Here is a 21860-nt window from a genome sequence, read left to right as displayed (position 1 = left end):
CACGCCGGCGTCTCACATCCGAGACGGCTCGTCGCGCGGTAGCGTCACCGCATGACCTTGAGGGAGGGGCGGCCGCCGCATGCCTGCACGCATGCCGGCACGCATGACCGGGCGGTGGAGAAGCTCCAGGCCCTGGTGCGGATACCGACCGTCAGCGACCGCGACCCGGCCCTCGTCGACACCGCGGCCTTCGACCAGTTCCTCGAGGAGCTGGCCCGCCAGTTCCCGGTGCTCCACGAGCGGCTCCAGCTGACGCGCGTCGACACCCACGGCCTGCTCTTTCACTGGCGCGGCGCGAGCAACGCCCGCCCGGTCGTGCTGATGGCCCACCTCGACGTCGTACCGGTCGAGGGCACGTGGCGGCACCCTGCCTTCTCCGGCGCGATCGTCGACGGCGTCATCTGGGGCCGCGGGACGCTCGACGACAAGGGCTCCCTGGTCGCGATCTGCGAGGCCGTCGAGTCGCTGCTGGAGCGCGACGTGGTCCCGGCGCAGGACGTGTGGCTCTCCTTCGGCTGCAACGAGGAGGTCTCGGGCAGCGCCGCGGTGCTCGCCGTCGAGGAGCTCCGCAGGAGGGACGTGCGGCCGTGGTTCGTCCTGGACGAGGGCGGCGCGGTCGCCAGCGAGGCCTTCCCCGGCGTCACGGCACCGATCGGTGTCATCGGCCTCACCGAGAAGGGCGTGACGTCGCTCGAGCTGCGGGTCGAGGGACGCGGGGGCCATGCCAGCACCCCGAGCCGGATGGGGCCGACCGCCCGCCTGGCCCGTGCGATCGTGCGCCTCGACCGCTCCCCCATGGCGCCGCGGACCCCGCCCCCGACGATCGAGCTCTTCCGCCGGATGGCGCCACACGGCCCGCTCCCGCTGAGGCCGGTCTTCGCCAACGCCGCCCGCCTCAAGCCACTGCTGACCCGCGCGCTGCTCGCCGCCGGCCCGGAGCCCGCCGCGATGACGCGCACGACGTTCGCGGTCACGACCCTCTCGGGCTCCCCGGCCCTCAACGTGATCGCCGCGACCGCCAAGGCCGGCGTCAACATCAGGATCATGGTCGGCGACACCGTCAGCGACGTGCTCGACCACGTTCGGTCGGTCGTCGCCGACGACGAGGTCCACCTCGACGTGGTGGAGCAGAACGAGCCGAGCCCGGTCTCCCCGATGGACGACGCCTTCGAGCTGCTGGAGGCGACGATCGGCGAGGTCTTCCCCGAGGCCGTCCCCTCGCCCTACGTGATGATGGCCGCCACGGACTCGCGCTTCTTCACCGAGATCTGCGAGCGCGTCTACCGCTTCGCGCCGTTTCGCATGACCAAGGCGCAGCGCGAGGCCATCCACAGCTTCGACGAGCACCTCGGCGTCGATGCCTTCCTCGACGGCGTCCGCTGGTACGAGCTGCTGATCGAGAGGCTCCCCCGATGACCACCAGTCCCACCCTCAGGCCCGCTGCCCAGGGCCTCGCGCTAGTCGTCGGCTTCCTGGTCGCCGTCGAGGTCGCGAGCGGCGTGCTCCAGGGCTACTACACCCCGATCTTCCCGCAGATCGCCGACCACCTGAGCATCAGCGAGGGCGACGTCAACTGGTTCGAGGCGGCCCAGCTGATCGTCAGCGCGCTCTGCGTGCCGCTGCTCGCTCGCCTCGCCGACCTGGTCGGGCACCAGAAGGTGCTGCTGCTCTCGACCGCGGTCACGGCCCTCGGCTCGTGGATCCTGGCCTTCGCGCCGTCGTTCTCGACCTTCCTGATCGGCTGGGCGCTCCAGGGCGCCTACGTCGTGTGGTTGCCGCTCGAGGTCGCGATCATCCACCACCGCACCCGCGACTCCGGCCGCCAGGAGCTGCTCACCCGACGCGGCGCGGCCGTGCTGGTCGGCGCGCTCGAGCTCGCGGTCATCATCGGTGCGCTCAGCAGCGGGCTGCTGGTCGACACCCTCGACATGAACCTGCTGCTGGCGATCCCCGCGATGGTCGTCACCGCGGTCTTCTTCGTGATCCTCGTCGGCGTGGAGAACTCTCCCGGCGAGGCCACCGGCGGCATCGACTGGACCGGCCTCGGGCTGATCACGCTGGCCCTCGGGCTGGTGATGGCCGGCCTGGTGGTGCTGCGCCTGCAGGGTGTCGGCAGCCCTCTTGCCTGGGCCCTGGTCCTCGCCGGCCTCGCGGCGCTCGTGCCGTTCTGGCGGTTCGAGACGGCGCAGGCCGAGCCGATCGTGGACGTGCGCCTGCTGGCGACGCCGCAGCAGTGGCCGGTCCAGCTCACCGCGTTCCTCTTCGGCATCCCCGTCCTCGGCGGCCAGATCCCGCTGTCCACCTTCGCGCAGGCCGACCCCGACGTGCGCGGCTACGGCCTCGGCGCCGACTCGGCGTTCGTCTCCACGCTGATCGGCGTCTACGTCATCACGTTGGCGATCGGGGCCTTCACGCTGCCGCTCACCTCGCGTTGGCTCGGCGTACGACGGGCGCTGATGGTGTCCTGCCTGCTCGTGGCGCTCGGCTATGCGTTGTGGATCCCCTTCCACGACAGCACCGGCCAGGCGCTGCTCAACATGGGCATCGCCGGCCTCGGCTCGGGTGCCCTTGTCGCCGCCCTGCCGGCCGCCGCCGCCGCTGCCGCCCCGCCCGACCGCACCGGCTTCGCGACCGGCATGACCAATGCGACCAAGACCGTCGGTGGCGCGATCGCCTCCTCGATCTTCGCGATCGCCCTGGCCAGCAAGGGGATCGAGGGCGTGACCGAGGCGGAAGCACCGCTGTCGGGCTACCTCACCGTCTGGGCCGTGTGCTCCGTGGCCTCCCTGCTCGCGGCGCTGTCGTTGCTGGCCGCACCCCGGCACGCCTTCTCCGACAAGCCCGGCCCCGACGTCCTGGCCGACGCTCGGGGCGTGCGCGCGAACAAGCCGTCCAGCTCGACCTAGTGCCGCTCGGCACCGGGATGTCGATCAGGTCCATGCCCAACAGCCGAGCCAGGGCCCACACACCCCTCTCCTAGACTCGGAGGCGCGGAGGTGAGGACATGACCCACGACGAGGAACCGACCCAGGTCGAGCGCGTCGACCAGCTGCCCCTCAAGGACCGGCGCACCGGCCGGACGGCCGCCCAGTCACGCATCGGCCACCAGGCCTCCTGGGTCGACCAGCAGGTCCGGGTCGCGATGGCCAAGGGCGAGTTCGACGACCTGCCCGGTGCCGGCAAGCCGATCGAGGGGCTCGGGCGCGACCACGACCCCGACTGGTGGATCAAGAAGCTGGTCGAGCGGGAGAACATCACCGTGCTGCCGCCCTCCCTGCAGCTGCGCAAGGACGACGCCGAGCTCGGTGCGCGGCTCGACGCGCTCTTCACCGACGCCGAGGTGCGCCGCGAGGTCGAGGAGTTCAACGCCCGCATCATCCGCGCCCGCTACTCACCCCAGGACGGCCAGCCGCCGCTGATCACCATGCCCCGCGAGGTCGAGGAGACCGTGCTTGCCTGGCGCGAGCGTCGCGACGACCGGGCCGCCGCTGCGCGGGCCCGACGCGACGAGTTGGAGGCAACCGCGCCCCGGCGCCGCTGGTGGCAGCGCTCCGTGCGGTAGGTCCACGCCCTGAGGGTCGAGAGATCCGTCATACCGGGCGGGCGTCGGCCGCTGGTACTTTCCGCGCATGACCGGATCCTCGCGCAGTGCCAAGTACTTCTTCCGCCCCCTCGCGGTCGGAGCACCCACCCCGCTCACGGAAGTCCCGGCTCGCCCCAGCCGTGCGATCCACTTCTTCGACCCGAGCAACGAGAAGATGGCGGCCAAGATCCCCGCGATGGTGGGCACGGTCGACGTCCTCCTCGGCAACCTCGAGGACGCGGTGAAGGCCGACAACAAGGTCGCCGCACGCGAGGGGCTGGTGAAGATCGCCCAGTCGACCGCCAACCTCGGCGGGCAGAGCGGTCCGACCCAGCTGTGGACGCGGATCAACTCCCTCGACAGCCCCTGGGTGCTCGACGACCTGACCACGCTGGTGCCGGCGATCGGCGACAAGCTCGACGTGATCATGGTGCCCAAGGTGCAGGGCGCCGAGGACATCCACTACGTCGACCGACTGCTTGCCCAGCTGGAGGCCAAGGCGGGTCTGGACCGTCCGATCCTGATCCACGCGATCCTCGAGACCGCGCGCGGCGTGGCCTCAGTCGAGGAGATCTGCGGCGCCAGCCCGCGCATGCAGGGCCTCTCGCTCGGCCCGGCCGACCTCGCGGCCGACCGTCGGATGAAGACCACCCGGGTCGGCGGCGGCCACCCGGGCTACCTCGTGCGGCAGGACCCGCAGGTGAAGGACGGGGCCGCCGACATCGAGGGGCCGCGCTCGATCTTTCAGCAGGACCTCTGGCACTACACGATCGCCCGCATGGTCGACGCCTGCGCGATGCACGGCATCTACCCCTACTACGGCCCCTTCGGCGACATCGCCGACGTGGTGGCCTGCGAGGACCAGTTCCGCAACGCCTTCCTTCTCGGCTGTGTCGGCACGTGGAGCCTGCACCCCAAGCAGATCGCCATCGCCAACAGGGTCTTCAGCCCGTCGGTCGACGACATCTTGCATGCCCGTCGCGTCGTCGCGGCCATGGGTGACGGCACCGGCGCGGTGATGCTCGACGGCAAGATGGAGGACGACGCCTCGCTCAAGCAGTGCCTGGTGATGGTGCGACTCGCCGAGGAGCTGGCCGCGATCGACCCGGAGCTGAAGAAGCAGTACGACGCGATCGAGACGGTGGCCTGATGCCCGAGCAGACCGCCTTCACCCCGCTGCGCTCGGTCCTCTACATGCCCAGCTCCAACGAGCGGGCGCTCGAGAAGGCCAAGGCGATCGCCTGCGACGGCCTGATCCTTGACCTCGAGGACGCGGTCGCCCCCGACGCCAAGCCGGCCGCCCGTGAGTCCGCGGCGGCCGCCGCGTCGTCGGGCGCCTACGGCCGTCGTACGGTCACGATCCGGGTCAACGGCATCGGCACCGCGTGGCACGACGACGACATCGTCGCCGCCTCCCAGGCCGGGCCGGCCGGCATCGTCGTGCCCAAGGTCAACACCGCCGAGGAGGTCCGCTCACTGGTCGCCGCCATGGAGAAGGCCGGCGCGCCCGAGCACACCCGGCTGTGGGCGATGGTCGAGACGCCCGAGGCGATCTTCAACGTGCGCGAGCTCGCCGCCGCGTCCGACCGGCTCGCCGTGCTCGTCATGGGCACCAACGACCTGGTCAAGGAGCTGTACGCCGAGCACGTGCCCGGCCGCGCCCCGCTGCTGACCTCGCTGTCGCTCTCGCTGCTGGCCGCGCGGGCCGCCGGAATCGCGATCCTCGACGGCGTCTACAACGACGTGAAGAACGACGAGGGCTTCCTCGCCGAGTGCGAGCAGGGGCGCCAGCTGGGCTTCGACGGCAAGACGCTGATCCACCCCGGCCAGGTCGGCCCGGCCAACGAGCAGTTCGCCCCGTCCGAGAGGGCCGTCGACGACGCCCGCGGCATCCTCGAGGCGTGGGAGGCAGGCTCGGGCTCCGGGGTCGTCACCTACAACAACAAGATGGTGGAGAACCTCCACGTCGAGTCGGCCCGGCGCACGCTGGCGATCCACGAGGCGATCGAGGCGCTGGGCTGATCACTCCAGCTCCCTGACCAGTCGCGCGGGCGCCGTACGACGGAACGAGGCGTCGAGCAACTCGGCGACCTCGGCCCATCCCTCGGCGCCGGGAGCGGGCAGGTTGATGCCGAGCCAGCCGCTCGGACCGAGGTAGGCCGGCACGAAGGACCGCGGTTCCTCGAGCAGGGCGGAGCGCTCGTCCTCGTCGAGCAGGACCATGACCGCCTGCGGGTGCTGACGCCAGTCGCCGTCGACCTTGTGCGAGCCGCCGTAGTAGGCGAAGACCTTGGTGGTGAAGAACGCGGGGCGCCCGTGCGAGACCTTCTCCTGTGCGCCCGGCAGGGCGAGCGCGAGGTCGCGGACCCGGGTGAGAGCCGGGTCGTCGTCGTGGAACATCTGGGGGTGCGGCACGCCTCAGCCCCAGATCTCCCGCACCCGCTCGGCGCAGGACGCCGCCTGGGCGTGGCCGGCGCGGGCGGAGGCGGGGCGGGACGCGGGGTCGAGGACGTTCTTGCCGATGGCGGCCAGCGAGCCCTCGTCGGGCGTGATCACCAGGTGGCGGACGCCGAGCTCGGCGAGCTGGACCGACGCGGTGCGGAGCGGACCGATCGAGCGGTCCGAGGGGGTGAGCGCCACGACCGGGTCGCAGCCGGCAGCCAGGTCGGAGTTGGAGCCCGAGCGGATGCCGCCGTCGACGTAGGTCCTGCCGTTGATCGGGATCGGCGGGTAGACGCAGGGCACGGCGCAGCTGGCGTTGACGGCGTCCTCCAGCGACACGTCGTGCCCGGGCTTGAAGGCGACCAGGGTGCCGGTCTCGACGTCGACGGCGGTGATGACCAGGTCACGGTCGGGCCACGCGGTCGTGGTGAGCCTCTGACGGACCTGGTCGTAGCGCTCGGCGATGCTCGGCGTCCTCCCCCTCGCGCTCGCCCGGACAGCCCAGCCGCCCAGGCGCCGGCCCAACGCCTCGACGTCATCGCGGGAGCGCAGGATCGCGAAGCCGAAGGTGACGAGGACCCGGGGGCCGATCGAGGCCAGCGCCGTCTCCGTGGGGCCGTCGGGGTGACCGGGCGGGAGGAGCTGGCGACGGTAGAGCTCGGCGAGCGGGGTGTCGCTGGTGATCTGCGAGCCGACGATCGAGCCGGCCGACGTGCCGATGACCCGGTCAGCGGTGGTGAGGTCGACGCCCGCCTCCGCCAGGCCGGTGAGGAGCCCGGTCTCCCAGGCGATCCCCGTGATGCCGCCGCCGCCCAGGACGAGTCCACGTGTGCTCATGGCGGAAGTCTCTCAGGTGCCCGGACGTCCGATGAGCGGACGTCTCGCGAGCCTTGTCCCGGAGTCCGGGCGTCAAACCACCCCGTGGGGTGGTTCCAGGGCGCGCTGCACGCGTCAGGGTTGTCGACGAACATCTTGAAAGGATGGTTATCCCCATGGTGGTACTCGGACTGATCCTGCTGATCATCGGCCTGATCGCAAACATCCCGATCCTCACGACGATCGGCGCGATCCTGCTCGTCGTCGGACTGATCCTCAACCTCGTCCCGGTCGGCGGCACCCGTCGACGCGTCTATTGACGCACCCGCACGACCCGCACGAACCCAGGACCCCCGGCCATCGGTCGGGGGTCCTGTCGTGTCTCCGGACACCGAGCTCTTCAACGTCTTCTCGCCTCCGCAACGACCGCAGGTTCGTGGCTCGTGCCTCGACGAGCCGGGTCGGCGTGACCCCGGCGCCGGCCAGGGCACCTCGGTCAGGGCGTGTCGTCGCGGCGCAGCTTCTCGTCGAGCCACAGCTTGACGCTCCCGGCGACCCCGGCGACGTCGTGGACGAGCTTGCCGAGCGCATCCTGCGACTGCTGGAACGTCTCGGCATAGCTGGCCGCAGCTGCCTTGGCAGCGTCGGTGACGTTGGCGGTGTCGTCGTCCGAGCGGCGCGGGTAGCCGCCCGCGACGAAACGGGTGTACTCCCCGGAGTCGACCCAGCGACGCAGCTCCGCGGCGCGGACGACCGCGAAGGGGTGGGTGCGGTTCTCGATGAGCAGGAGCTTGAGGACCGAGTCGCGCAGGTCGCTGGCGTCGAGGTACTCCTGGCCCTGCGCGAAAAACGACGTGGTGTCGAGCTGGTCGAGGTGACCACCGCTGGCGAGCTGCATGTGCACGCGGAAGGCGGTCGCCGTGTCCTGGATCGCCAACAGCCCGGCCCGGTCGGCCGACAGCTCGGCCTTGCGCGACCACTCGTAGAGCGCCGCCACGATCGCCCGGAGCCCGAGCCCGCCGAGGGGCAGGCTGGCGAGGACGCCGCTGAGCACGAGCAGCCGCTGGAGCAACGTCTGGTAGACCGCGTGCCCGCTCACCGCGTGACCGAGCTCGTGGCCGATCACGAAGCGGAGCTCGTCGTCGTCGAGGAGGTCGACGAGCCCGGAGTTGAGGACGATGAACGGCTTGTTCATGCCGATCGTCATGGCGTTGAGGACCGGGTTGGCGGCGACGTACAGCTCCGGGAGCTCGGCGACGTCGAGCACCCGCCCGGCGTCGCCGAGCATGCGGTGCAGCGCGGGGAACTGGCGCTCGTCGACCCGCACGGCCGAACCGAGGAAGACCAGCCGGAACGCCCGTTCGTTGAAGAGCCCCGCCACCGCCTTCAGCACCGTGTCGAAGCCCTTGAGCCTGCGCAGCGCGACCAGTGCCCCCTGGTCGGCGGGGTGCTCCCACGCCCGGGAGCTGATGTCGGTGAGGGTGGCCCGGGACCGAGCCGGCTGGTTCGTCACGGCTTTACTCTCGCACGCAATGATGAACGCGTCCGGACGTGGAGGAGGCTGCCCGGCCGGAAAGTCCGTGACGTTTTAGCCCCTCGTGGCCCCGGCCAGGGTCGAATACGTCACGGACTATCCCGAGGTCAGGAACGAGTCAGCGCCGAGACCAGCCCGAGACGTCCGAGGCGTTCGTCCAGGGTCTCGGGCCGCGGGTCCCAGGCGGGTCGCTCCAGGGTCCACGCGCACGACTCTCTCGGGAGGAACTTCGCCCGCCCGCGGGCTGCGCGCACCCGCGCCGCTGCCACGTTGCGTGAGTCTCCGCGCACCACGGTGACGTACTCCAGTCCGTGGTCACGGAAGTCCTCCTCACGGCGTACGTCGCGGCGGTGCTGCTCGACGCTCTTGTGGTGCGCTCCGTCGTACTCGCCGACTAGACCGGCGACCGGGTCCAGGAGATCCGGGATGCCGATGAGCCTCCCTTCGTGGTCGTAGACCGGCTCGTTGACGAGCGGCTCAGGGAGTCCGGCCTGGAGGGTCCACACGAGACGGAACCAGGTCTCGCGTGGCGAGCGACTCTCGTCCACCGCCAGTGACACGGCGTGACGCGCGAGCGGGACGCCGTTGCGCGAGTTCATCGTGCCGATGTAGATCGCGAACACCCAGGCCGAGATGAGCCCGGCTGCCGCCGCCATGTCGATCGCCTCGACGGCCGACCACAGGGAGCCTCGCCGGCGTACCTCGTCGAACAGCGCACGTTGCGTGGTCGTCAACGGGAGCCCCGCCACCACCTCGCGCTCGGCAGGAGCCAACTGCACCCGTTCTAGCGCACATCCGGGCGCCGGACGTAGCTGGGCCCCAGCTCCTCCGAGTGACAACGGCACCGGCAGCTCGACCTCACCACCTGGGGCCAACCCGTCGAAGAAGGCCGCGCCGCGCCACCGCAGTGCCGCCCACGCTGTGACACAACCGGACCGACCACCGGGGCTCAGCCGGCCGGCTTGCTCCACGATGCGCTGCTCGACCAACGGTTCGACGGCGCTCGGGACATAGAGCCCCGGCGCGACCGAGCGCCAGCCAGGACCTCTGGCCGCACGCCACGTAGGGCCAGCCTTGCCCGTGCGGTCGACGCGCGATGGCGCCACCAGGCCCTCGGGCCTCGTGCACACCGGGTCCCAGCGCGTCGTCGACATGGCGAGATCGATGCCTCGCGCAGCCATCCACCAACCCAGCCTCCACTGGACCTGTGGACAGGTCCCGCATCAGCCGAGCCTGTGGATGAGACCTGGGCCGAGGCTGGACCTCTGTCCGGAAAGTCCGAGACGTTCTAGCCCCTCCAGGCCCCGGCGAGGGTCGAAAACGTCACGGACTTTCCGGGCCGGCGTCACCCCTCCGTCATCGGCACCCGCACACCCCGCTCGGCAGCGACGCGGGAGGCACTGTCGTAGCCCGCGTCGACGTGTCGGATGACGCCCATGCCGGGGTCGTTGGTGAGGACCCGCTCGATCTTCTCCGCCGCCAGCGCGGTGCCGTCGGCGACGCACACCTGGCCGGCGTGGATGGAGCGACCCATGCCGACCCCGCCGCCGTGGTGGATCGAGACCCAGGTGGCGCCGGAGGCGGTGTTGACCAGCGCGTTGAGCAGCGCCCAGTCGGCGATCGCGTCGGAGCCGTCGAGCATCGCCTCGGTCTCGCGGTAGGGCGAGGCGACCGAGCCGCAGTCGAGGTGGTCGCGGCCGATCACGATCGGCGCCTTCAGCTCACCGGAGGCGACCATCTCGTTGAACTTCAGGCCGGCGAGGTGCCGCTCGCCGTAGCCCAGCCAGCAGATGCGCGCCGGCAACCCCTGGAACTGCACCTTCTCCTGCGCCATGGTGATCCACTTGTGCAGCCGCACGTTGTCCGGGAAGAGCTCGAGGATCGCCTGGTCGGTGGCGGCGATGTCGGCCGGGTCGCCGGAGAGCGCGGCCCATCGGAAGGGGCCCTTGCCCTCGCAGAACAACGGGCGGATGTAGGCCGGCACGAAGCCGGGGAAGTCGAAGGCCCGGTCGTAGCCGCCCTTTCGCGCCTCGTCGCGGATCGAGTTGCCATAGTCGAACACCTCGGCCCCACGGTCCTGGAAGTCGACCATCGCGCGGACGTGGGTGGCCATCGACGCCTGCGCACGTCTCGTGAAGTCGACCGGGTCGGCCTCCCGCTCGCGCGCCCAGTCGTCGTACGACGTGCCGGCCGGCAGGTAGTAGAGCGGGTCGTGCGCCGACGTCTGGTCCGTGACGATGTCGATCGGAGCACCCGACTCCAGCAGCTCGGGCAACATCAGGGCGGCGTTGCCGAGCACACCGATCGACAACGGTGTCCTCGCGTCCCGCGCAGCCACGGCCATCGACACCGCTTCGGACAACGACGCGGCCTTGACGTCGAGGTAGCGGTGGTCGATCCGCCGCTGGATGCGCCCCTCGTCGCACTCGATGCAGATCACCACGCCGTCGTTCATCGTGACGGCGAGCGGCTGCGCCCCACCCATGCCGCCGAGCCCGGCGGTGACGGTGATCGTGCCGGCGAGGGTGCCACCGCTGTGCTCATACCGGCCGGAGGCCGCGAGCTTGTCGGCCACGGCCGCGAAGGTCTCGAAGGTCCCCTGCAGGATCCCCTGGGTGCCGATGTAGATCCACGAGCCGGCCGTCATCTGGCCGTACATCGTCAGCCCGAGGTCCTCCAGCCGCCGGAACTCCTCCCAGTTGGCCCAGTCGCCCACCAGGTTGGAGTTGGCGATCAGCACCCGCGGCGCCCACTCGTGGGTGCGCATGACGCCGACCGGCTTGCCCGACTGGACGAGCATCGTCTCGTCCGGCTCCAGGTCGCGCAGGGTGCGCACCAGCGCGTCGTAGGCCTCCCAGCTCCGCGCCGCCTTGCCGGTGCCGCCGTAGACGACGAGGTCCTCGGGGCGCTCGGCGTTGTCGGGGTCGAGGTTGTTCATCAGCATCCGCAGCGGCGCCTCGGTCTGCCACGACTTCGCGGTCAGCTCGGTGCCGCGCGCGGCCCTGATGGGCAAGCGGGGGTTGGACGAGGTGTTCACTGCAGCTCTCCGATCACTTCTTCGACGACATGGACGACGGCCCCGGAGCGCACCAGCTCCACACAGGCCTCGATCTCGGGCGACAGGTGCCGATCGGGACCAGGCCCCGGGACACCCCCCTCCCGCAGCAGTCGTACGACGGCACTGGTCGCCGGCGACGCGGCGAGCGGTGCGCGCAGGTCGAGGGCACGGGCAGCCGTCATCACCTCGATGGCCACGACCCGGGTGAGCCCGTCCACGGCACGCCGGAGCTTGCGCGCGGCCGACCACCCCATCGAGACGTGGTCCTCCTGCATGGCGCTGGAGGGGATCGAGTCGACCGAGGCCGGGTTGGCGAGGCGCTTGAGCTCGGAGACGATCGCGGCCTGGGTGTACTGCGCGATCATCAGCCCGCTATCGACCCCGGGGTCGTGGGCCAGGAAGGGCGGCAACCCGTGGTTGCGGGCCTTGTCGAGGAAGCGGTCGGTGCGCCGCTCGCTGATCGAGGCCACGTCGGCGGTGACGATCGCGAGGAAGTCGAGCACGTAGGCCACGGGCGCCCCGTGGAAGTTGCCGTTGCTCTCCACCCGGTCGCCGACCACGACCGGGTTGTCGACGGCGCTCGCCAGCTCCCGGCCGGCCACGACAGCGGCGTGCTCGAGGGTGTCGCGCGCACCACCGTGCACCTGGGGCGAGCAGCGCAGCGAGTAGGCGTCCTGCACCCGGTTGCAGTCGGGTCCGCGGTGCGAGGCGACGATCCCGGAGTCGGCGAGCAGGGCGACGAGGTTGGCCGCCGAGGCAGCCTGCCCGGGGTGCGGCCGGATCGCCTGGAGATCGGCGGCGAAGACGCGGTCGGTGCCCAGCTGGCCCTCGACCGACATCGCGGCCGCGACGTCCGCCGTTCGCATCAACAGGCGCAGGTCGTGGATCGCGAGTGCCAGCATGCCGAGCATCCCGTCGGTGCCGTTGATGAGCGCGAGGCCCTCCTTGGCCACCAGCTCGACGGGCGTGAGCCCCGCTGCAGCGAGGGCGTCCGCCGCCGGCACCAGCTCCCCGGACGCGTCGCGCACGGACCCCTCGCCCATCAGCGCCAACGCGCAGTGGGCCAGCGGTGCGAGGTCGCCCGAGCAGCCGAGCGAGCCGTACTCGTGGACGACCGGCGTGATGCCGTGCGTCAGCAGCGAAGCGAGCAGCTGCGCCGTCTCCGGGCGTACGCCGGTGTGCCCCGTCGCGAGCGTCGAGAGCCGCAGCAGCATCAGCGCGCGCACGACCTCGCGCTCGACCTCGGGGCCGGAGCCGGCCGCGTGGGAGCGCACCAGCGAGCGCTGGAGCTGGGCGCGCATGTCGGTAGGGATGTGCCGGGTCGCCAGCGCCCCGAAGCCGGTCGAGATGCCGTAGACAGGCGTCGGGGCCGCGGCGAGCACGTCGACGACCGAGCGGGCCCGCGCAAGGGCGACGAGGGCGTCCGGGCCGAGCCGCACCACCGCTCCGTCACGGGCGACCGACACGACCTCGGACACGGAGAGCGGACCGACGTCCACGACGACTTCAGGAGACATGTCCCCATCCAATGCCTGCCTCCGCCCGGGCGCCAGACCCGCAGGACCGACGTAGTCTCGAATCCGAGATGTGAGACCGCGGTTTGCATAGGTATGGATTTCCCCCAAGAGGGGTACTAGTGGTTTGAGCAAGAAAGCCCGGCGGATGCACTGCATCACGCTCTCGGGGCTGGGGGCCGCTCGTCATCCACACACCAGGAGTGATTCCCTTGCGACACCAGATCCGATTCGGCGCCATCGTCGCCACTGCGACCCTCGCCCTCACGGCGCTGGCCACCGCAACCCCCGCCACGGCCGTCGTCGGCAGTCCCGACCTCGCCCGTCAGATCGTCAAGACCAACTTTGCCCTCAACGCCACCGGTTTCGGGACTCTCGTGACCGGAGGCCAGGTGCCGGCCAGCTCCGACAACACCGCCTACACGGCGATCGGTTGCACGGTCCGCGCCGGCGTGATGCGCAGCAACTTCGAGGCGCAGGTGGAGGTCCCCGGCCTCGGCACCGTCAGCGGCGTACGCACGCGGGCCTGGACCGAGAAGCAGGGCTCCGTCGTCTCCGCTTACGCCACCCACTCGATCGCCGAGGTCCTCATCGCCGAGGGCTCGTCGGGCACCCTGTCGATCGAGGGCGTCCGCTCCATGTCGCGGGCCTTCCACACCGGCACGGGCTTCAAGACCGAGACCGACACCAGCGTGGCGCGCATCGTCCTGACGCCCGCCGGCGGTGAGCCGCAGGAGCTCGAGATCCCGACACCGGGACAGCCGCTGGAGATCCCCGGCCTGGCCCGGATCACCATCGGCAACGAGGTGAGCGCGAAGATCATCGACGGCGTGCGCGCCGCGGCCGACGCCATCAACATCAGGGTCTTCCCGTCGGACACCCTCGCCAAGGTCGCCCACACCGCGACCAAGATCCAGAAGGGTGCTCCGTTCGGGACCTTCCGCGGCTACTCGGCCGGCACCCGTGCCCGCGGCCTGGGCGAGACCGTGAAGTCCGGGCGGACCCCCCTGTCGCTGATGCCCTGCAAGGGCACCAACGGCAAGGAGCTGACCAGGGCCGCGGCCCGCGTCAACCTCGGTGACCAGATCGTCGTGCGCGGCATCGACACCAACCAGAAGGCCCGCCAGGTCAAGGGCTCGGGCTCGGGCTACGAGCTGGCCAACATCGCGAAGGTCAACCTCGGTGACGGCGCCCTGGTGATCAACTCAATCGTGGCCCAGGCCAACGTGACGCGCAAGGGCGACAGCCTGGTCCGCAACGTCACCGCCACCATCGGCTCGATCATCTCCAACGGTGAGCCCCGCTTCTTCCCGGAGAGCGGCGTCATCGAGATCCCGGGCCTGGTGAAGATCCAGCAGCGCATCGTGCGCAAGATCAAGAACGGCATCTCGGTCATCGCGCTGCGGCTCACGCTGCTCGACGGCTCCGGCGCCGTCGTCGACCTCGGCATGGCCGAGCTGCAGGTCCGCAAGGGCTGATCCCTCCCTGGGGACGTGAGGTGGTGGTGGGGCCGAGGCCCCGCCACCACCCGCGGCAACGCTAGGTTGAAAGCCCCATGACCCAGGTCCCCGCAGCCACGCGCGCGCTCAAGGTCCTCACCTTCCTCGCCAGCCAGCCCGACCCGGTCCCCCTTGAGCGGATAGGGCGGGAGTGCGACCTGCCGCGCAGCACCGCCTACCACCTGCTCACGGCGATGATCGCCGAAGGCTACGTCGTCCACCTCGTCGAGGAGCGGCGCTACGGCCTCGGCGTCGCGGCCTTCGAGGTCGGCAGCGGCTACTCCCGGCAGGCGCCGCTGCAGCGCATCGCCCGCCACCAGCTGGCCTCCCTCGTGGACCGCATCGGTGAGTCCGCACACCTCGCGGTGCTGCACGGCCGCGATGTCCTCTACGTGGTCGAGGAGCGCGCTCCCAGCCGCCCTCCGCTGGTCACCGACATCGGCGTACGCCTTCCGGCACACCTGACCGCCAGCGGGCGGGCCCTCCTGGCCGGCCTGCCCACAGCGCAGGTCCGCGCGCTCTACCCCTTCCCCGGCGCGTTCGTCGACCGGACCGGCAGGGGGCCGCGGAGCCTGAGCGCCCTGCGCTCGCTGCTGACCGACGTACGACGGCGGGGCCACGCCGTCGAGGACAGCGAGGTCACCCCGGGTTTCGCGAGCATCGCCGCGGCCGTGCTCGACCACAACGGACACCCGGTGGCTGCCGTCGCCGTCACCTTCGAGGGCGATCCGGCACCGATGCTGGTCGACGAGATCCAGCAGACGGCGGCCGTCCTGACCCGGCGGATCAGCGGGCGCGCGTAACCGGGACCACCCTGGCGCGTTGCAACCCTCGACAGCGTCCTCGTCGTGGGTGATCCTGTCGTGACCCGAGCCAGGAGAGCACATGCGCGCACCCGACCACCGACCCCGACGACAGCTCGCGTGGACGGCCGTGGCCGCGGGCACGATCCTCGTCGTGGCCCTCCAGGCGGTCCCGACCTTCGGGCAGCGCTCGACCAGCCTCTGGGACTCCTACGACGCCGGCAGCGGCAGCGCCGCGGCCCTCGAGTCGCGCCCCCACGTGGACGCCCCCGGGGCCCACGGAGACGGGCACGATCACGCTGACTCCACCACCAAGAACGCGATCTCGCGAGCCGGCGAGGTCGGCGCCGACGCCCAGGACCCGACCTCGGCCGCCCAGCGCCGGGCCGCCGCGGCGTACGTCGCGAGCCAGCGCACGCTCCCCGACCCGCAGCTGCGGCGCCTCTCGCTGCTCTCGAAGCGCACCGCGGTCCCGGCGACCCGCTACGCGATGGCCGGCGGCTGCTACGCCCTGCGCGCCCCCGGTGGCCGCTACGTCCGCCGGGCCGGCTCTGGCGACGGTGTCGCGCTCGCCGGCATCTCGCGGGCCCAGGCAGCACCGTTCTACTTCAAGGCCACCGACCTCGGCAGCTACCTCGTGTTCGGCACGAAGCGCGACTTCCTCGCGGCCGGCGGGCTCGACACCGAGCCGAGCCCCGACTCGGACTGGACGGTGCGCCAGAGCGGCCGGGGCTTCACCTTCACCCTCAGCGGGGGCCGCGACCTGCGCGCGGCGGGGACGACGTTGACCACCGGGAGCAGCCCCACCGCGTTCCGCCTGGAGCTCACCCGCGGCTGCACCGCCTACCCCGAGTCGCAGATCGACATCGCCGGCAACCCGCACGGCGGTGTCTCCTCCTTCCAGGAGGTGCGCGGCTACGTCGACACCCACACCCACGGGATGGCCTTCGAGTTCCTCGGCGGCGAGGCCCACTGTGGCAAGCCCTGGGACAGGTACGGCGCGCCCTACGCCCTGGTCGACTGCGAGGACCACACGCTCACAGGCGGCAACGGAGCCGCGCTGGAGACGTTCCTGTCCGGGGAGCCCAGTCACGACCCGGTGGGCTGGCCGACCTTCAAGGACTGGCCGGCCCCGGAGTCACTGACCCACGAGGGCACCTACTACCGCTGGATGGAGCGCGCCTGGCGCGGCGGCCAGCGACTCTTCGTCAACCTGCTCGTGGAGAACAACAAGCTGTGCGAGGTCTACCCCCTCAAGCGCAACTCGTGCGACGACATGGACTCCGTGCGCCTGCAGGCCCGGCAGATGCACAACTTCCAGGACTACATCGACGCGCAGTTCGGTGGCCCCGGCAAGGGCTTCTACCGGATCGTCACCAACCCCTTCCAGGCCCGCAAGGTCATCAACCAGGGGAAGATGGCCGTCATCATGGGCATCGAGACCAGCGTGCCTTTCGGCTGCACGTTCAAGCGCGTCGGGCCGACCGAGGTGCCGGCGTGCGACGCCGCCGAGATCGACCGCCAGCTCGACGAGGTCTACGCCATGGGCGTGCGGCAGATGGAGCTGGTCAACAAGTTCGACAACGCGCTCGCCGGGGTCGCCGGCGATGCCGGTGAGACCGGCGTGGTCATCAACGGCGCCAACTTCCTGGAGACCGGCACCTTCTGGGACATGAAGAGCTGCGACCCGGCAGACGGGGAGAGCACCGACCGGCCCCAGCTGGCCGTGCCCGAGATCGACCCTCAGCAGCAGGACGCGCTCTTCGGTGCGGTCGGTCAGCTGTTCGGACCGGTCCTCCCCGCCATCCCGCTCTACGGCCCGCCCGCGCACTGCAATGCGCGCGGCCTCACCACGCTCGGCGAGAAGACCATCACCGGACTGGTGAAGCGCAAGATGATCTTCGACCCCGACCACCTCAGCGTGATGGCCCGCAAGGCCGCGGTCGACCAGATCGCCCGGATGAACTACCCCGGCATCATCTCCAGCCACTCCTGGTCGACTCCTGACACCTATCCCCGGATCTACAAGCTCGGCGGTTTCATCACGCCCTACGCCGGCGACTCGACCGGGTTCGTCGAGAAGTGGCGCCGCCACCTCGGCTGGGCGGACAAGCGCTTCTACTACGGCATGGGCTTCGGTGCCGACATCAACGGCCTCGGCGCCCAGGGATCCCCCCGCGGGACGAACGTCGCCAACAAGGTGACGTACCCCTTCCGGGGCCTCAACGGGATCACGATCAAGCGCCAGCGCGCCGGCCAGCGGGTCTATGACATCAACCGCGACGGGGTCGCGCAGTACGGCCTCTACCCCGACTGGATCGAGGACCTGCGCAAGGTCGCCGGTGGTCAGGGTGCGGCGATCGTGGACGACATGACGCGGGGCGCCGAGGCCTACCTGCAGATGTGGGAGCGCACCGAGGGGATCGCCGCCGACTCGTGCCGCAACCCCGGCCTGCGCAAGCCGGTCGCCACGGTCGAGCGGCTCGTGCGCCGCGGCATGACCACGCGCGCCGTGATGCAGGCGGTCGGCCAGCCCTACCAGCGTCTGGGCACGTCGTACGCCTTCTGCGCGCGGAGCGCGACCGACCCGAAGGTGATGATGGGCGTGACCTTCACCGAGGCCGGGAAGGTCCGGCAAGTTACCAGTCGGTAGGATTCTTCTCACCCCCGCGAGGGACTGACGGGCGAGGCGTGGCCCCATAGGCTCACTCCGCCGGTCGCTCTCGTCGGCACCCGATCCACGAGGAGTCCTCGCGCATGCAGACCGTCGCCATCGTCATCTCGCTGGCCTTCACCGCCGTCGCCGTGGTCCTGACCACGCGCGCCGTGCGGTCCATGGTCGCCACCATGAAGATCGGGCAGCCGGCGGTGGGTCGCACCGACCAGCCGGTGGCCCGCACGGTGACGATGTTCAAGGAGACGTTCCTCCACACGCGGATGCTCCAGTGGACCGTCGTCGGGATCATGCACTGGTTCGTCTACCTGGCCTTCCTCATCCTCTCCTCGGCCGTCTTCACCGGCTACTTCCAGCTCTTCGATCCCGAGTTCGCTCTGCCGGTCATCGGCCACTTCTTCCTCTTCGAGTGGGTCTCCGAGGTCATCGGCCTGCTGAGCACGGTCGGCATCCTCTTCCTGATCTACTACCGCCAGAAGAACCACCCGCGCTCGCTCGGTCGCAAGAGCCGTTTCTTCGGCTCCACGATGTGGCAGGCCTACTTCGTCGAGGCCATGGTGCTGCTCGAGGGCGGCGCGATCCTGTTCATCCGCGGCGCCGAGCACAACCTCGGCCAGGCCCACGGCGAGACCGACAAGTACAGCGGCTTCCACTTCCCGATCAGCCAGCTCTTCGGCAACCTCTATCCCACCGGTGAGGACTCGATCGGCACGCTCGAGAACATCATCATCGCGATCGCGATGTTCAAGATCCTGCTCGCGATGATCTGGCTGATCGTCATCTCGGCCAACCTGACCATGGGCGTCGCCTGGCACCGCTTCACCGCGTGGCCCAACATCTGGTTCAAGCGTGAGTCCTCCGGCCGTACGGCGCTCGGCGCGGTCAAGCCACTCACCTCCGACGGCAAGGCCATCACCCTCGACGACGTCGACGACCTGGACGAGGACTCCAAGCTCGGCGTCGGCGCCATCGAGGACTTCTCGTGGAAGGGCATCCTCGACTTCACGACCTGCACCGAGTGCGGCCGCTGCCAGTCGCAGTGCCCCGCGTGGAACACCGAGAAGCCACTCTCGCCCAAGCTGCTGATCACCGCGCTGCGCGACCACGCCTACGCCAAGGCTCCCTACCTCCAGGCAGCCGAGGGTGACCGCGCAGCCCTGCTCGAGGGCAACGACACCCTGCAGAAGGAAGTCGACCGTCCGCTCGTCGGCGACACCGGCGACGACTGGTTCTACAACCCCGAGAGCGGCGCGGCCGTCATCGACCCCGACGTGCTGTGGAACTGCACCTCCTGCGGCGCCTGCGTGCAGCAGTGCCCCGTCGACATCGAGCACGTCGACCACATCATCGACATGCGTCGCTACGCCGTGCTGGTCGAATCCAACTTCCCCGCCGAGCTCAACGGCCTCTTCAAGGGGCTCGAGAACAAGGGCAACCCGTGGAACATGTCGCCCTCGGCGCGCCTGGACTGGGCCAAGGGCCTCGACTTCGAGGTCAAGGTCGTCGGCGCTGACCCTGAGCTCGGTGGCATCGAGTCGCTCGACGAGGTCGAGTGGCTGTTCTGGGTCGGCTGTGCCGGCGCCTACGAGGACCGCGCCAAGAAGACGACCCGTGCGGTCGCCGAGCTGCTCGACATGGCCGGGGTCTCCTTCGGCGTGCTCGGCAACGGCGAGACCTGCACCGGCGACCCGGCCCGCCGGGCCGGCAACGAGTTCGTCTTCCAGGGCCTGGCCCAGCAGAACGTCGAGGTCCTGACCGAGGCGAAGGCCAAGAAGGTCGTCTCGACCTGCGCCCACTGCTTCAACACCCTCAAGAACGAGTACAAGGACTTCGGCATCGAGCTCGAGGTCGTGCACCACACCCAGCTCCTCAACCGCCTCGTGCGCGAGGGCAAGCTGACCCCGGTCAAGGACGGCGAGGGCGCCCACAAGCGCTCGATCACCTACCACGACCCCTGCTACATCGGTCGCCACAACGGCGTCTACACGCCTCCGCGCGAGTTGCTCCAGGTGCTCCCGGGCGCGGAGTTCGTCGAGATGGAGCGCAACTCCGAGCGGTCCTTCTGCTGCGGCGCCGGTGGCGCTCGTATGTGGATGGAGGAGAACATCGGCGAGCGGATCAACATCAACCGCACCGTCGAGGCCGTTGGCACCGGCGCCGACCAGATCGCGGTCGGCTGCCCCTTCTGCCGCGTGATGCTCTCCGACGGACTCACGATGCAGCAGTCCAAGGGCGAGGCTCGCGAGGAGGTCGAGGTGCTCGACATCGCGCAGATGCTGCTGGCGTCGGTCAAGGGCCAGGTCGCCACGAAGGTCAAGCCGGGCTCTGCTGCGGCTGCTGCCGCTCCCGCCGCCAAGGCTGCTCCGCCTGAGGCTGCACCTGCCGAGTCCGCGCCCGAGCAGGACGTCGCCACCAAGGCCGAGCCCGAGGCCGGCGACGAGACCATCACCGAGGACACCGTCACCGAGACCGCCGACGCGGGCCCGCTGGCCAAGGCCAGCGGCGGCTCCTCGCTCTTCGACACCCCCGAGGCGAAGGCACCGGCCGCCACGGCCGACCCCGAGTCCTCGGTCGCCGAGGAGGCGGAGGCTGCACCGAAGCCTGCCGCCGCCTCCGGTGGGTCGCTCTTCGACCTGGGCGGCGACGACGAGCCGGCTGCCAAGGCTGCGCCAGCCGAGAAGGCACCGGAGAAGGCCGCGGAGCCGAAGACGTCCGAGCCCGCTGCGGCTGCCCCCGCCAAGGCCGAGCCTGCCGACGACCTCGCCTCCGGTGGCTCGCTCTTCGACCTGGGTGGCGACGAGACCCCGGCTGCTCCGCCGAAGACGGAGCCCGCCGCGAAGGCGGAGCCCGAGGCGAAGGCGGAGCCCGAGGCGAAGGCCGAGCCCGAGGCGGCCGCCCCCGCCAAGGTCGAGCCTGAGCCCGCTGCCAAGCCCACCGCCGATCTCGGCTTCGGAGGCTCGCTGTTCGACCTCAGCGCCGACGAGCCGGCCGCTCCTGCTGCTCCCGCCGCCAAGGCGGAGCCCCAGGCCACCGAGCCCGAGGCTGCCGAGCCCGAGCCGGCCGCGGAGCCCGTCGCGGAGGAGAAGCCCGCTGCCAAGGCTGCTCCGAAGCCGGCCGCCAAGCCCGTGGCCGACCTGGGGTCGGGCGGGTCACTCTTCGACATCGCGTCGCCCGAGTCGGCTGCTCCTGCGCCGGCTGCCAAGGCCGAGCCGACGCCTGAGCCCGAGCCCGAAGCCGCGGCTGAGCCGGCCGAGGAGACCGAGTCGGAGGCGCCGGTCGAAGACACGCCTGTCGAGGAGGCACCGGCCGCCAAGGCCGAGCCCGCAGCCCCGGCTGCCCAGCCGTCGACGGAGATCCCCGTGGGCGGCTCGCTCTTCGACATCGTCGCCGCCGAGCCCGCGCCGGCGCCCGCGAAGCCGGCTGAGCCGGCTGAGCCGGCTGAGCCGGCTGAGCCGGCTGAGCCGGCTGAGCCGGAAGCGAAGTCCGAGCCGGAGCCGGCTGCCGAGCCCGAGGCCAAGGACGAGCCGGAGCCCGAGCCGACCGAGGCAGCCGAGCCTGCGACGGACCTCTCGCCGGGGGCTGCCCTGAGCGCGGCCGCCACCGCGGTCGCCAGCACCGAGGAGCCCAAGCCCGCCGCGACGGCCGAACCCGAGGCGGCAGCTGAGGCGGACGAGACCCCGGCCGAGCCGGAGACCCAGCCCGAGGCCGCGGTGGAGGCCGAGGCCGACGTACCCGCTAAGGAGCCGAAGGCCGACGAGAAGCCCCAGCCGGTCAGCTCCGGCGAGGCGCACCAGCCGAAGACGGACGTCGAGATCTCCGACTCGGGTTCGCTCTTCGACCTCTGATCGAGCCCGCTCGATCACTGCGGTGGATCGCACGTACCTGGTACGTGCGATCCACCGCACTCATGTCCACAGGTCGACGAGCAACGGCTTCC

16 protein-coding genes are annotated in these 21860 nt (G+C 70.8%); 10 read left to right on the top strand and 6 right to left on the bottom strand.

Annotated elements, in window-relative coordinates:
* The first annotated feature begins 51 nt into the window (after positions 1–51).
* The 5 genes from BM204_RS19340 (at position 52) to BM204_RS19320 (ending at position 5605) form a co-directional block, all read left to right on the top strand.
* Positions 52–1416 (top strand): M20/M25/M40 family metallo-hydrolase, encoded by a 1365-nt coding sequence (locus BM204_RS19340; RefSeq protein ID WP_091116854.1) that lies wholly within the window; start codon positions 52–54, stop codon positions 1414–1416.
* Positions 1413–2906 (top strand): MFS transporter, encoded by a 1494-nt coding sequence (locus tag BM204_RS19335; RefSeq protein ID WP_091116852.1) that lies wholly within the window; start codon positions 1413–1415, stop codon positions 2904–2906. The genes BM204_RS19340 and BM204_RS19335 overlap by 4 nt, the downstream gene beginning before the upstream one ends.
* Positions 2907–3004: 98 nt before the next feature.
* Positions 3005–3562, top strand: a complete 558-nt coding sequence (locus BM204_RS19330) for a DnaJ family domain-containing protein (protein WP_091116850.1) — start codon at positions 3005–3007, stop codon at positions 3560–3562.
* Positions 3563–3629: 67 nt separating this feature from the next.
* Positions 3630–4733: an HpcH/HpaI aldolase/citrate lyase family protein gene (locus BM204_RS19325; protein WP_091116848.1), complete on the top strand. Its 1104-nt coding sequence runs from the start codon at positions 3630–3632 to the stop codon at positions 4731–4733.
* Entirely contained in the window at positions 4733–5605 is an 873-nt protein-coding gene (locus tag BM204_RS19320; RefSeq protein WP_091116845.1) for an HpcH/HpaI aldolase/citrate lyase family protein, read from the top strand. The genes BM204_RS19325 and BM204_RS19320 overlap by 1 nt, the downstream gene beginning before the upstream one ends.
* Here BM204_RS19320 and BM204_RS19315 read toward each other — a convergent pair whose 3' ends face one another.
* Positions 5606–5998, bottom strand: coding sequence for an MmcQ/YjbR family DNA-binding protein (locus BM204_RS19315; protein ID WP_218031322.1), 393 nt, complete (start codon positions 5996–5998; stop codon positions 5606–5608). It abuts the gene before it with no gap.
* A gap of 3 nt (positions 5999–6001) precedes the next feature.
* Positions 6002–6862 carry a patatin-like phospholipase family protein gene (locus tag BM204_RS19310; RefSeq protein WP_091116841.1) on the bottom strand — a complete coding sequence of 287 codons (861 nt, stop codon included), beginning with the start codon at positions 6860–6862 and terminating at the stop codon, positions 6002–6004.
* A gap of 155 nt (positions 6863–7017) precedes the next feature.
* Here BM204_RS19310 and BM204_RS22820 point away from each other — a divergent pair, with 155 nt between their 5' ends.
* Positions 7018–7161, top strand: coding sequence for a hypothetical protein (locus tag BM204_RS22820; protein WP_170259259.1), 144 nt, complete (start codon positions 7018–7020; stop codon positions 7159–7161).
* Positions 7162–7337: 176 nt separating this feature from the next.
* Here the strand turns inward: BM204_RS22820 and BM204_RS19305 are convergent, their stop codons facing one another.
* The 4 genes from BM204_RS19305 to hutH form a co-directional block, all read right to left on the bottom strand.
* Positions 7338–8354 (bottom strand): M48 family metallopeptidase, encoded by a 1017-nt coding sequence (locus BM204_RS19305; protein ID WP_246166463.1) that lies wholly within the window; start codon positions 8352–8354, stop codon positions 7338–7340.
* Positions 8355–8482: 128 nt separating this feature from the next.
* Positions 8483–9148 carry a putative endonuclease domain-containing protein gene (locus tag BM204_RS19300; RefSeq protein ID WP_177223729.1) on the bottom strand — a complete coding sequence of 222 codons (666 nt, stop codon included), beginning with the start codon at positions 9146–9148 and terminating at the stop codon, positions 8483–8485.
* 572 nt (positions 9149–9720) lie between these two features.
* On the bottom strand, positions 9721–11412 hold the full coding sequence (hutU, locus tag BM204_RS19295) for a urocanate hydratase (RefSeq protein WP_091116834.1): 1692 nt from the start codon (positions 11410–11412) through the stop codon (positions 9721–9723).
* Entirely contained in the window at positions 11409–12950 is a 1542-nt protein-coding gene (hutH, locus tag BM204_RS19290) for a histidine ammonia-lyase (protein ID WP_091116831.1), read from the bottom strand. Before hutH ends, hutU begins: the two co-directional genes overlap by 4 nt.
* A 209-nt stretch (positions 12951–13159) precedes the next feature.
* On the opposite strand from hutH, the gene BM204_RS19285 reads away from it, so the two are divergent.
* The 4 genes from BM204_RS19285 to BM204_RS19270 all read left to right on the top strand — a co-directional run bounded on the left by BM204_RS19285 (position 13160) and on the right by BM204_RS19270 (position 21768).
* On the top strand, positions 13160–14425 hold the full coding sequence (locus tag BM204_RS19285) for a choice-of-anchor P family protein (RefSeq protein WP_091116828.1): 1266 nt from the start codon (positions 13160–13162) through the stop codon (positions 14423–14425).
* Positions 14426–14502: 77 nt separating this feature from the next.
* Complete coding sequence (locus BM204_RS19280) at positions 14503–15249, top strand: IclR family transcriptional regulator (RefSeq protein ID WP_091116826.1); 747 nt, start codon at positions 14503–14505, stop codon at positions 15247–15249.
* Between the two features lie 82 nt (positions 15250–15331).
* Complete coding sequence (locus BM204_RS19275) at positions 15332–17902, top strand: amidohydrolase family protein (protein ID WP_091116825.1); 2571 nt, start codon at positions 15332–15334, stop codon at positions 17900–17902.
* Between the two features lie 104 nt (positions 17903–18006).
* Positions 18007–21768 (top strand): heterodisulfide reductase-related iron-sulfur binding cluster, encoded by a 3762-nt coding sequence (locus BM204_RS19270; RefSeq protein WP_091116822.1) that lies wholly within the window; start codon positions 18007–18009, stop codon positions 21766–21768.
* The last annotated feature ends 92 nt before the right edge of the window (positions 21769–21860 follow it).

Source organism: Nocardioides psychrotolerans (genome assembly GCF_900113685.1).
Classification (GTDB): Bacteria; Actinomycetota; Actinomycetes; order Propionibacteriales; family Nocardioidaceae; genus Nocardioides; species Nocardioides psychrotolerans.
The sequence above is the reverse complement of the archived record's forward strand: the minus strand, read 5'-3'. Positions and strand labels throughout refer to the sequence as shown.